The 11471-nt window shown below is 71.6% G+C and carries 9 protein-coding genes; 3 read left to right on the top strand and 6 right to left on the bottom strand.

Features of this window, described 5'->3' with window-relative positions; translation table 11 throughout:
- Positions 1-2 precede the first annotated feature (2 nt).
- From ACFWCK_RS01130 to ACFWCK_RS01105, 6 genes are read right to left on the bottom strand one after another with little or no spacing between them, the layout of a single operon-like run.
- The gene (locus tag ACFWCK_RS01130) at positions 3-1241 is read right to left on the bottom strand and encodes a multidrug effflux MFS transporter (RefSeq protein ID WP_378804152.1); all 1239 of its coding nucleotides are present in this window, start codon (positions 1239-1241) and stop codon (positions 3-5) included.
- A complete protein-coding gene (locus ACFWCK_RS01125; RefSeq protein ID WP_378804151.1) occupies positions 1238-2242 on the bottom strand; it encodes an alpha/beta hydrolase in 1005 nt (334 codons plus the stop codon). Before ACFWCK_RS01125 ends, ACFWCK_RS01130 begins: the two co-directional genes overlap by 4 nt.
- Positions 2242-3234, bottom strand: coding sequence for an alpha/beta hydrolase (locus ACFWCK_RS01120; protein WP_378804150.1), 993 nt, complete (start codon positions 3232-3234; stop codon positions 2242-2244). The genes ACFWCK_RS01125 and ACFWCK_RS01120 overlap by 1 nt, the downstream gene beginning before the upstream one ends.
- A gap of 56 nt (positions 3235-3290) precedes the next feature.
- Positions 3291-4259 carry an aldo/keto reductase gene (locus ACFWCK_RS01115; protein ID WP_378804149.1) on the bottom strand — a complete coding sequence of 323 codons (969 nt, stop codon included), beginning with the start codon at positions 4257-4259 and terminating at the stop codon, positions 3291-3293.
- 14 nt (positions 4260-4273) lie between these two features.
- Entirely contained in the window at positions 4274-5374 is a 1101-nt protein-coding gene (locus ACFWCK_RS01110; RefSeq protein WP_378804148.1) for a zinc-binding dehydrogenase, read from the bottom strand.
- Positions 5375-5426: 52 nt separating this feature from the next.
- On the bottom strand, positions 5427-6146 hold the full coding sequence (locus ACFWCK_RS01105) for an SDR family NAD(P)-dependent oxidoreductase (RefSeq protein ID WP_378804147.1): 720 nt from the start codon (positions 6144-6146) through the stop codon (positions 5427-5429).
- 134 nt (positions 6147-6280) lie between these two features.
- Between ACFWCK_RS01105 and ACFWCK_RS01100 the strand changes: the two genes are divergently transcribed.
- The 3 genes from ACFWCK_RS01100 (at position 6281) to ACFWCK_RS01090 (ending at position 11412) form a co-directional block, all read left to right on the top strand.
- The gene (locus tag ACFWCK_RS01100; RefSeq protein WP_378804146.1) at positions 6281-7237 is read left to right on the top strand and encodes an aldo/keto reductase; all 957 of its coding nucleotides are present in this window, start codon (positions 6281-6283) and stop codon (positions 7235-7237) included.
- A gap of 71 nt (positions 7238-7308) precedes the next feature.
- Complete coding sequence (locus tag ACFWCK_RS01095) at positions 7309-9636, top strand: arylsulfatase (protein WP_378804145.1); 2328 nt, start codon at positions 7309-7311, stop codon at positions 9634-9636.
- Between the two features lie 237 nt (positions 9637-9873).
- A complete protein-coding gene (locus tag ACFWCK_RS01090; RefSeq protein ID WP_378804144.1) occupies positions 9874-11412 on the top strand; it encodes an ABC transporter substrate-binding protein in 1539 nt (512 codons plus the stop codon).
- Positions 11413-11471 lie beyond the last annotated feature (59 nt).

Here is an 11471-nt window from a genome sequence, read left to right as displayed (position 1 = left end):
GATCAGCCCGCCGGAGGCGCCGGCGTGCTCTCCACCGTCTGGCGCGCGGCCGGGCGCACGGCGAACCACGCGATCAACGCCGCCACGAGTGCGGCGGCAGCCATCGTGACGCCCATCGTCACCGCGTTCGCACCGCCGATGCCGACGGCGAGCGGTGACAGCAGCGGCCCGACCAGGAACGTCGACATGCCGAGCAGGGCGGAGGCCGTGCCGGCGCGGGCTCCGTGATGCGCGAGCGCGAGGGCCGACGAGTTCGGACCTCCCAGACCCGCACAGAGCATGAATCCGACGAGCGCCGCGGCGAATCCCCAGACACCTGCACCGAGCAGGGCGAGCGTCGCGAGGACGACGGTGGCGATCGCCGTCGCGGTGACACCCAGCAGGTAGACGCGCAGCGGGCCGGTGCGGCGCACGATCAGCCGGCTCGCCTGGCTGCCCGCGATGTTCGCGAGCGCGCCGAGTGCGAAGGCGAGGCTGAACCCCTGCGGATCCAGCCCGAACTCATCCTGCAGCACGAACGAGGTCATCGACAGGTAGGTGAAGAACGCCACACCGCCGCCGGCCCCCGCGCACAGCACCGCGAGGAACAGGCGATCCCGCAGGACCGCGCCGGTGTGCGCGCCGAGCTCTCGAACGCCGCCCGCGTGACGATCGGAGGGTTCGAGCGTCTCGGGGAGCGCGAGGAGCACGACCAGCAGGAGGGCGACGCCGATCCCTGCGAGCACGCCGAAGATCCCGCGCCAGTCCATGATCCTTGCCAGCTGGCCGCCGACGACGGGCGCGACCACCGGGGCGGCCCCGGAGACGAGGAACAGCAGCGACAGCATGCGGCTGAGCTCTGCGCCCGCGAACTGGTCGCGGGCGATGGCGAGGCAGATCACGATGCCGGCGGATCCGGCGAGTCCCTGCAGGAAGCGAGCGATCAGGAGCACTTCGATCCCCGGAGCGACCGCGCACACGAGCGACAGCACCGCGAAGGCCGAGACGCCCACCAGGAGCGGACGGCGCCGGCCGAAGCGGTCGCTGAGCGGCCCTGCGGCGAGCTGGCCGAGTCCGAGGCCCACCATGCACGCCGACATCGTGGCCTGCGCCAGCGCGTCGCTCGTGCCGAGTGCTGTGGCGAGCTGCGGCAGCTGCGGCAGGTACAGGTCCATCGACAGCGGGCCGAACGCCTCCAGCAGGCCGAGCACGAGCATCGCGCGCAGCGTGCTCATGCGGGGGCGGGCGAGCACCCCGCTCATCCGTCGAGCCGCAGCACGCGGCGCAGCCAGCTCTCGCGTGCCGCGTTCGCGGCGACCGACACCACGGCGTCGGGGGAGAAGCCGTGGAACCCGTGGTAGCCGCCGGCCCAGACGTGCAGTTCGGCCTGCCCGCCGGTGGCCCAGATCCGGGAGGCGTAGTCGACGGCCTCATCGCGGAACGTCTCGGCCGCCCCGACCTCGATGTACGCCGGGGGGAGGCCGGCGAGATCGGTCGCGCGGGCCGGCGCCGTGTACGGCGACACCAGGTCGGTGAACCGGTCCCCGCCGGCGATCGCGGTCCAGGCGGTGTCGTTGTTGTTGCGGTCCCAGGCACCGATGCCGTCGTACTGCCGAGCGGACACGGTCTCGTTGCGGTCGTCGAGCATGGGGCAGCCCAGCAGCTGGCCGGCGAGCCGCGGGCCGTTGCGGTCGCGGGCGAGAAGGGCCACCGCGGCGGAGAGGCCGCCGCCGGCGCTCTGCCCGGAGGCGACGATGCGCGCCGGGTCGATCCCGAGCTCGCCGGCGTGCGCGGCCATCCACTCCAGCGCCGCGTAGCAGTCCTCCGCCTGTGCCGGACCGGGATGCTCCGGGGCGAGGCGGTACTCGACCGCGACGCCCACGACGCCGTGCCGCTCGGCGAGGTCGATGAGCTCGGGCGTGCCGAAGAAGCGGGTGCCGAGCACCATGCCGCCGCCGTGGATGGACAGCACGGCGGGGGCCGGATCCGGGGTGGGGGCCGCGGGGCACACGATCGTGATCTCGACGTCGGGGGCGCCCGCAGGGCCGGGGATCGACCGGTCCTCGAAGGTCACGGCCCTGCCCTCGGCCTGCACCGCGATCGGCGGGATGATCGTCGCGAAGTGCGCGCGGTTGGCGAGGATCGTGTCGGCGCGCAGCGGGATGATCTCGACGAGGTCGAGGAACGCCGCGAGCCCGTCGACGAGCTCGGGGTCGTAGGGCACGGGGGCGACGGATCCGATCGCGGTCTCGCTCGCGGACATCATGCGTCCCAGATCCGGCGCAGCCAGCTGGCCCGCGCGGCCAGCGCGGCCCGGGAGATCTCGGCATCGGGCATGTACATGTCGAAGCCGTGCGCGCCGCCGCCCCAGACATGCAGCTCGGCCTGTCCGCCCGTGGCCCAGATCCGCAGCGCGTACTGGGTGTCCTCATCGCGGAACATCTCCGCCTCGCCGACCTCGATGAACGCCGGGGCGAGGCGCGAGACGTCGGCGGCGTGGGTCGGCGCGGCGTAGCCGGAGGCCTCGGGGCTGAACGCCAGGTCGTCACCGAGCAGGCACGACCAGGCGAGCAGGTTCGCCTCGCGCTGCCAGGTGCCGATGCCGTCGTACTGCAGGCTCGACACGGTCGTGTTCGTGTTGTCGAGCATCGGGCACAGCAGGAGCTGCCCGGCCAGTGCGGGCCCCTGCCGGTCGCGGGCGAGCAGGGCGACGCCGGCGGCGAGGCAGCCGCCCGCGCTGCCGCCACCGACGATGATCCGGTCGGCGTCGACGCCGAGCTCCGCGGCGTGGGCGTGCAGCCAGAGCAGCGCGGCGTAGCAGTCCTCGAGCCCCGCCGGGGAGGGGTGCTCCGGTGCGAGCCTGTACTCGACGTTGACCGCGACCGCGCCGTGCTCCGCCACGATGTCGACCACGCGGCCGCTCTCCCAGCTGCGGTGCCCGACGATCTGGCCGCCGCCGTGGATGTTGACGAACCCGGGGCGGAGCGATCCGGCCGTGCCGCGGGGCCGGAAGATCGTGATCTCGATGTCGGGCGCCCCGGCAGGACCCGGGATCACGCGGTCCTCCCAGTCGATCGGACGCCCGGCGATCACCGTGTCGTTGTCGGGGAACATCGTGTCCGTGCCTTCGCGGGGGAGCGTGTCCCGGGTCAGCGCGGGCTGCGGGTTCTGCGCGATCGCGTCGAGCACGATCTGCACCTCGGGGTCGAACGGGACGGGGGTCACGGTCGGATAGCCGGCGGCGGTGACGGTCATGCGGTGCTGCCTTTCAGGTTGTGCGGGAGGCTCTGGCCCGAGGGGGCGGCGGGGAGTCAGGGACCTTCGGGGTCGACGACGTCGCGATCGGCCCAGAACGGCTCGACGAGCCGGCGCAGCTCGGCGGCCCCGACGCGGTCGACGAGCGCGGCGGCGTCGAGGTTCGCGCGCAGCTGCGCGATGCTCGACGCGCCGAAGAGGGTCGTGACGAGGGCGGGGTGCGTGAGGGTGAACGCGATCCCGAGCTGCGCCGGGGTGACGTCGAGCGACTCCGCGAGCGCCGTGAAGGCGGGCACGTCGTCGATGATGCGCTGGCGGATGTCGCCCGGATCCCGGCCGATCTGCCGGTCGCCGTTCACGGTGCCGGCGAGCACGCCGCCCTCCAGGCAGTCCGAGGCCTGCAGAGTCAGCCCCCGCTCCCAGAGGGAGGCGAACGGCGCGCCGTCGGGGATGGAGCGGCGCGAGACGCTGTACTTCAGCTGCGCGATCTGCGGGCCGGGGACGCCCTCGGCGGCCGCGATGTCGATGAGCCGTCGGATGGATCCGGCGGACCAGTTGTTCACGCCCCAGGCGCGGATCAGACCGTCGTCGGCGAGACGGGCGAGGTCGAGCACCAGGTCGCGCAGTTCCAGGTCGTCCCTGCGCAGGTCGCCGAGGATCACCAGATCCGCGTGCTCCGCGCCGACGCGGAACAGGGCGTTCTCGAGCTGCGGGCGGAAGCCGTCCGCGCCGAACGCCTCGAGCCACAGCTTCGACGACAGCAGCCATTCGTCGCGGCGCAGACCCGCTGCCCGCACCATGGCGCTGAAGATGACGTCGGTGAACGCGGGTGGCATGCCGGGTCCGGTGTAGACGCCGACGTCGAAGAGGTTCACACCGCGGTCGACGGCTTCGCGGAGCATGGCCGTGGCGTCGCCGAAGTCCATGCGGTCGTAGGTGTGCCAGGAACCGAGCGAGAACAGCGATGCGCGGATGCCGCTCGTGCCGATCTCGCGCCGGGGGAGCGTCGGGGTCTCTGTGTTCATCGTCGTGGTCTCCTTCACAGGCGGGGGTCGATGACGGCCTTGACCTCATCGAGGTGGTGCATGTTCGCGATCTTCTCGGAGGCCTGGGCGAGTCCGACGGGGGCGCTGAACAGCTCGTCCCACGGGTAGCGGTCGGCGAAGGCCTGGAAGAAGTCGATCGAGCGGGCGTAGTCGGCGATGTCGCCGTTGAGTGAGCCGACCATGGTCAGCTCCTTGCCCATGAGGGCGCTCACCGGGAAGGCGTCTCCGACGGGACCGGTGGATCCGACGATCACGACGGTGCCGCGCTGCGCGGCCATGCCGACGGCGTCCGGCCCCACGCTCGGCGCGCCGGCGAAGTCGAACACGTGGTCGGCGCCGTGGCCGTCGGTGAGCTCCATCACCTGTGGCACGACGGGGCCTTCTCGGTAGTCCACGACCGCGTCCGCGCCGAACCGGGCGGCGAGCTCGAGCCGCGCCGCCGGGGCACCGATCGTGATCACGCGCCCGGCGCCGGCGATCTTCGCCACCGCAGTCGCGAAGATGCCGAGGGCGCCGGCGCCCTGCACCACGACGGTGGATCCGGGGCGGATCCGCCCGCCGCGCTCGAACGCACGCAGCACGGTCTTCGCCGCGCAGCCGGCCATCGAGGCCCAGGTGTCCTTCACCGCATCGGGCAGCAGCAGCTTCGCCGCCCCCGGCGTGACGTAGGCGTACTCGCTGAGGCCCGCGGTCGCGAACGGCGGCACGTCGGAGCGCTGCAGGAAGCCGTAGCCGCGCCGGGAGCAGTGCACGGGCTCGCGCAGCACGACGCAGCCGTAGCATTCGCCGCAGGTCGACTCGGACCACCCGATCCGGTCGCCGATGTGCAGCGGCCGGCCGAGCGCGTCGACGGTGCCGTCGCCGAGGGCGACGATCTCGCCGACCATCTCGTGGCCGAGCACCATCGGCAGCATGCCGGGGAAGGTCATCCTGCCCTCCCAGATCTCGATGTCGGTGCCGCACAGCGTCGACACCGCGATCCGCACCAGCGCGGCGCCGGGTGCGACCTCGGCCGGGAGCGGCAGATCCTGCAGGGTGAGGGGCTGACCGTGCTCCGTGAGCACGGCCGCGCGGGTGGTGGTGGGGATGGTCATGCGGATCCTTCCGGGATCTGAAGGGGTGATCGGACCCTGGGCCGGGGCGGGGTCAGACGAGCAGCTGGCCGCCGTCGACGGGGACGGAGACGCCGGTGATGTGACTCGCGGCGTCGCCCGCGAGGAAGACGACGAGCGGCGCGACCTGCTCGACCTCGGCGATCGTGCCGAGCGGGATCCGCGCCTCCCAGGCGGCGCGCGCCTCGGGGTCGGTCGCGAAGCCGGCGGTGAGCGGGGTGAGGATCGGGCCGGGCGCGACCGCGTTCACGCGGATCCGGCGCCCGGCGAGCTCGATCGCGGCGGTGCGGGTCATCGCGTCGACGGCGGCCTTGGTCATCTCGTAGTGCCCCATGCCGGGCGTGGGCTGGCGCCCGCCGATCGACGAGGTGTTCACGATCGCGCCGCCGTCGGGCAGGCGCGGGGCGAACTCGCGGAGCATGAGGAACGTGCCGCGGATGTTCACGGCCACGGCGGTGTCGAAGACCTCGAGGGGAACCTGTTGCTGGGTGCCGCCGCCGAGCACGACGCCGGCGTTGTTGACGAGCACGTCGATGGTGCCGAGCGACTCTCCCGCCGCGGCGACCGAGGCGGGATCGGAGATGTCGAGCGCGAGTGCGGTGGCCTCGAGCTCCGCGGCCACCGCGGCCGCGGCGTCGGCGTTCACGTCGCCGATGATCACCTCGTCTCCGGCCTCGCGGAAGGCGGCGGCGATGCCGCGGCCGAGCCCGGAGGCTCCTCCGGTGACGAGAATGCGGCGGGGGGAGATGGTCATCTCACGTCCTCTCTGACGGGGCATCTCCGTTATATTCTACAAGCATAGAAAAACGCAACCCGGGATCCCCCTGGTCGTTGAGCGAGGACGGCGAAGCCGCCCGAGACGAAACGCCCTCAGAGCAAGGAGTACTCATGTCAGCGTCGACACTTCCGCACCGCGCCCTCGGCGGGCTCGCCGTCCCACCGCTCGCGCTGGGATCCTGGAACACCTGGGATCGGATGGATCCCGACGACGCCGTGGCGATGATCCGCCGCGCCGTCGAGCTCGACGCCGGGTTCTTCGACGTCGCGTACTACAACATGGGTCCGCACGCCGAGAACTCCCGCACCGACATCCTGTTCGGCGAGGCCCTGCGGGCGAGCGGGGTCGAGCGGAGCCGGATCGTGCTGTGCGGCAAGCTCTGGCTCTGGGACTGGCCGAACCAGTCTTTCCGCGCCCAGCTCGTCGAGAGCCTGGAGCGCGCGGGCCTCGACCGCTTCGACACCCTCGTCGTCGGCGACTACTTGGACGCGCCCGACGTCGCGCGGATCGTGGCCGACGTGAACGAGCTCATCGCGGATGGCCTCGTCGGAGGCTGGGGGATCAACAACTGGCGGATCGGGCACACGAGGGCGGCCCTGGTCACCGCGGCCGACACGGGACTCGTCGGGCCGTCGTTCGCCCAGCTCAAGTACGGCATCGCCCGGCGCGCGATGGCGGAGGGTGCGTCCTACGGCCCGCTCCTCGCGGGCGGGACGCTCGCGCTGCAGGCCTCGGACGTGTTCGAGGGCGGAATCCTCGCGACCGGCCTCGCGCCGCAGCGCAAGATCGGCGCCGACGTGGGCGGCATCCGCGAGCGCATCCTCGCGCTGTACTCTGAGGTCGCCCGCATCGCCGAGGACTTCGGGGTGACGCCCGCGGCACTCGGCATCGCGTTCTGCCTCACCCATCCGGCGGCGGCGAACGTGCTGTTCGGCGCCTCCCGGATCGCGCAGCTCGAGCAGAATCACGCGGGGCTCGCGCTCGTCGCCGAGCGCGGGGCCGAGGTGCGTGAGGCGCTTGCCGGGCTGCAGGCCGACGTCGACGTGCGCGACGACGGAGCATGGTGAACGCGGTGGCGGACTCCGCACGCCACCGGGACGAGAACGAGAACGGGACCGAGGGACGAGGAGCACGCGGCATGGATGTTCAGGACGAGACGGCGCCCTCCTCCGCCTACCGCGGGTTCGGGGGACGCGTGGGGGAGTTCACGTCGGAGTCGGAGCCGTGGTGGCCGCCGCAGCCGAGCGCGGCACCGGGGGCGCCGAATGTGATCGTGGTCCTCATCGACGATCTCGGCTTCAGCGACCTCGGCCCGTTCGGCGGCGAGATCGACACCCCGCACATCGATCGGCTGGCCGAGGAGGGGTGGACCTTCACGAACTACCGCACCGCGCCGCTGTGCTCACCCGCACGCGCCGCCCTGCTGACCGGGCTGAACCCGCACCGGGCCGGCTTCGGCCTCGTCGCCCACACGGACCCGGGCTATCCGGGGTTCTCGTGCACGCTGCCCGAGGACGCCCCCACCCTCGCTGAGTCGCTGCGGGCCGGAGGATACGCGACGTTCATGGTCGGCAAGTGGCATCTCACCGTCGACTCCCGGCTGCACGATGGTGCGGATCGGTCGTCGTGGCCGCTGCAGCGCGGCTTCGATCGCTACTTCGGTTCGATGGACGGGTTCACCTCGCTGCACCACCCGCATCGACTCGTGCAGGACAACTCCGTCGTGGACGTGCCGGAGTTCCCCGACGGGTACTTCCTCACCGACGACCTCACCGACCGCGCCATCGGGATGATCGACGACCTGCGCGCGAACGACGCGGCCAAACCGTTCTTCCTCTACTTCGCGCATACGGCCGTGCACGGGCCGATCCAGGCCAAGGAGGCCGACATCGCGAAGTACCGCGGCCGCTACGAGGCCGGGTGGAACGCGCTGCGCGACGAGCGGTTCGCCCGGCAGCGCGAACGCGGCATCGTCGCGGGCGACGCGGCGCTGCCGCAGGGTGCACTCGCGGACGAGGCGCGCATCCCGCGCTGGGACGATCTCGACGACGCGGAGCGGGAGCTGTTCGCGCGATACATGGAGGTCTACGCCGCGGCCGTGGACGAGGTCGACCAGAGCCTGGGCCGGCTGCTCGCGCACCTCGAGGAGCGCGGTGAGCGCGAGAACACCATCGTCGTGGTCGCGAGCGACAACGGCGGCACCGCGGAGGGCGGTCCGCGCGGGACCCGCAGCTACTTCGCCCAGTTCGGGAGGATGGGGCCGGATCCGGAGGGGTGGGTGCCCGACGAGCCGCGCGAGGTCGACCTGATCGGCGGTCCGCGGCTGTTCGCGCACTATCCCGCCGGATGGGCGCGTGTCTCGAACACGCCGTTCCGCTCCTTCAAGGGATCGCTCTACGAGGGCGGGGTGCACGCCCCGCTCATCCTGTCCTGGCCCGCCGCGCCGGCGCGGATGGCGGCGGGGCTGCGCGACCAGTTCGTCTTCGTGTCGGACCTCGCCCCGACGATCCTCGACCTGACCGGGACTCCGCGGCTGGACCGCCGGCACGGGAAGGAGTCCGTGCCGAGCGACGGCCGCAGCGTCGTCGACCTGCTGAGCGACCCGAGGGCGCCGGGGAGACCGGCCCAGTACTTCGAGTGCTTCGGCAGTCGCGCACTGATCGACGACGGCTGGAAGGCGATCTCCACGACGCCGCCGACCCGGGAGCAGGGCGCGGCCGGCGGGGCCTGGGAGCTCTACCGCCTCGCGGAGGACCCGACCGAGACGCGCGACCTCGCGGCGGAGCACGGGGAGCGCGCTGCACTGCTCGCCGAGCGCTGGCGCGAGGAGGCGTGGGCGAACGCGGTCTTCCCGCTCGACGACGACGGATCCCTGCACCGGATCCGGCCCGCGACCGAGCGCCCGCTGGGTGATCCCGTCACGCTCTCGCCCTACCGGCCTCCGCTTGAGCGCTACCGCTCGGCCGCCCTGACGGTGCTGAGGTCCTTCGAGGTGCGCATCGACGTGCGCACCACGGGCGACTCCGCCGGCGTGCTCCTCGCGCACGGCGACCAGGGCGGTGGATACCTCGTCGCGATCGACGACGGCGCGCCGCTCGTGTCCTACAACGCCTACGGGCGCATGCATCGCGCCCGCGGCGCGGCGCTCGCGCCGGGCGCGCATCGCCTCGTGCTGAGGATGGCGGAGCAGGACGATCTGCGCTGGAGCGTCGAGCTCGAGGTCGACGGCGCGGCCGGCCTGCGGATCCCGTCGGTGCCGATGCTGCTGGGAATGGCACCCTTCACGGGGATCAGCGTGGGATACGACTACGGCGGTCCCGTCGATTGGGAGCTGTACGAGAAGCATCGCAGCTACCGGTTCGACGGGCCCGAGCTCGCCGTCCACTACCTGCCCGGCGCGCGTTCGGCCCACGACGTCACGGAGCTGCGCGAGATCGACCGCGAGGTCGCGCGGGTCGCGGACTGAGCGCGATTCGCCTGCGTCCGAGCCGCACGAGCGACAGCTCTGCGCGCTCGGACAAGGGTGATTCGCGCAGGGTCATGGATCCGGTCCGTCCCGTGAGAAGAACCGCTTGCGTTCTTTTTCCACACATGTAGACTAAACGCAACGACACATCGGAGTGACGTCGGTATGGCTCCCCGGAGCGCGGCCGAAGGCCCTTCGAACCCTTCTTCACCTCAACCCGCACCGAGAGAAGGAACCATGAAACGAGTGCCCCTCGCGATCGCCGCGGCCGTGGCCGCGGTCCTCGCCCTCACCAGCTGCTCCGGCGGCGGAGGCGCCACGACGCAGACGAGCGACGCCGCCGCTGCCGCGAACGCCCCCGACGACCTCAACATCGGCAACTTCCTGGACGTCACGTCCTGGGATCCGGCCCTGGCCGACATCGGCTTCGACGGGCCGTACCTGTCCGCGGTCTACGACGCCCTGGTCGCCCTCGACAAGGACGGCAAGCCGGTCCCCGCCCTCGCGGAGAAGTGGGAGGTGGCCTCCGACGACCTCAGCATCACCCTGACCCTGCACAAGGGCGGGACCTTCAGCGACGGCACCCCGGTCGACGCCGACGCGGTCGTGAAGAGCCTCGACTACCTCAAGGCGGGCGCCCGTTCCGGCGAGGCCTACACGAACGTGTCGTCCTTCGAGGCGGTGGACGACCACACGGTCAAGATCAACCTCACGCAGCGCGACGACACGATCCTCTACTTCATGGGACTCGGCCGCAGCTACGTGATGTCGCCCAAGGCGATCGCCGCGGGCACGCTCGGCAAGCAGCCGGTCGGCTCCGGCCCCTACACGCTGGACGGCGCGAAGAGCGTCGCCGGATCCGAGTACCACTTCACGAAGGTCCCCGGCTACTGGGACGCGAAGGCGTACTCGTTCAAGAACCTCGCGATCTTCCCGATCATGGACGCCACGGCGCGCCAGAACGCCATGCTCAGCGGCCAGATCAACGTGCAGTACGGCGACATCACGAACAAGGACGCGGCCCAGCAGCAGGGCTGGAACACGGTCTCGCGGGTCTCCGGCTGGGCCGGTCTCGTCATCACCGATCACACCGGCGCGAAGAACAAGGCGCTCGGCGACCTCAAGGTCCGTCAGGCGCTGAACTACGCCTTCGACGGCGCCGCGATCCTCAAGGCCGTCGGCAGCGGCGCCGGCGCCGCGACGAACCAGGTGTTCCCGGACGGCGGCTCGATCAACGACCCTTCGCTCAACAAGCAGTACGCGTACAACGTGGACAAGGCGAAGCAGCTCCTCACCGAGGCCGGCTACCCGAACGGGTTCGACATCTCGATGCCGATGTCGCCGGTGTTCGAGCAGTGGAAGCCCGCCGCGGACCAGGCGCTGACCGCGATCGGCGTCAAGGTCACCTGGGACAACATGCAGATGCCCGACTACCAGCTGAACGCGCCGAACTACCCGATGTTCATCTCGTTCCTCGCGATGGACGGCAACGAGGTGGCGACGGTGGCCCGGCAGGTCACCTCCAAGCAGTGGTTCAACCCGGCACCCGACTACGCGAGCAACGCGGTCCTCGCGCCGCTCGTGAAGAAGGTCCAGGAGACCAAGGGCGCCGACCAGACGGCGGCGATCAAGGACCTGAACAAGGCCCTGGTCGACCAGGCCTGGTGGTCGGTCTGGTACCAGGCGGACAACACCTACTACTCGGTGTCCGGCATCAAGGTCCAGCCCGTCATCGGCATGATGTTCCCGACGCTGCGCTACATCACCAAGGGCTGACGCCCCGGGGGCCCGACCCGTCGTAGGTCGGGCCCCCGTTCCTCCTCACCCCCCGAGAG

It is taken from the genome of Microbacterium sp. NPDC060117 (assembly GCF_042729315.1).
Taxonomy (GTDB): domain Bacteria; phylum Actinomycetota; class Actinomycetes; order Actinomycetales; family Microbacteriaceae; genus Microbacterium.
Note: the sequence above shows the minus strand (reverse complement) of the source record. Positions and strands in the feature narration are given on the sequence as shown.

Coding starts and splice junctions, on each gene's coding strand:
- ACFWCK_RS01100 (WP_378804146.1), top strand. CDS start 6,281: ATGTCAGCGTCGACACTTCCGCACCGCGCCCTCGGCGGGCTCGCCGTC.
- ACFWCK_RS01115 (WP_378804149.1), bottom strand. CDS start 4,259: ATGAACACAGAGACCCCGACGCTCCCCCGGCGCGAGATCGGCACGAGC.
- ACFWCK_RS01125 (WP_378804151.1), bottom strand. CDS start 2,242: ATGTCCGCGAGCGAGACCGCGATCGGATCCGTCGCCCCCGTGCCCTAC.
- ACFWCK_RS01090 (WP_378804144.1), top strand. CDS start 9,874: ATGAAACGAGTGCCCCTCGCGATCGCCGCGGCCGTGGCCGCGGTCCTC.
- ACFWCK_RS01120 (WP_378804150.1), bottom strand. CDS start 3,234: ATGACCGTCACCGCCGCCGGCTATCCGACCGTGACCCCCGTCCCGTTC.
- ACFWCK_RS01130 (WP_378804152.1), bottom strand. CDS start 1,241: ATGAGCGGGGTGCTCGCCCGCCCCCGCATGAGCACGCTGCGCGCGATG.
- ACFWCK_RS01095 (WP_378804145.1), top strand. CDS start 7,309: ATGGATGTTCAGGACGAGACGGCGCCCTCCTCCGCCTACCGCGGGTTC.
- ACFWCK_RS01110 (WP_378804148.1), bottom strand. CDS start 5,374: ATGACCATCCCCACCACCACCCGCGCGGCCGTGCTCACGGAGCACGGT.
- ACFWCK_RS01105 (WP_378804147.1), bottom strand. CDS start 6,146: ATGACCATCTCCCCCCGCCGCATTCTCGTCACCGGAGGAGCCTCCGGG.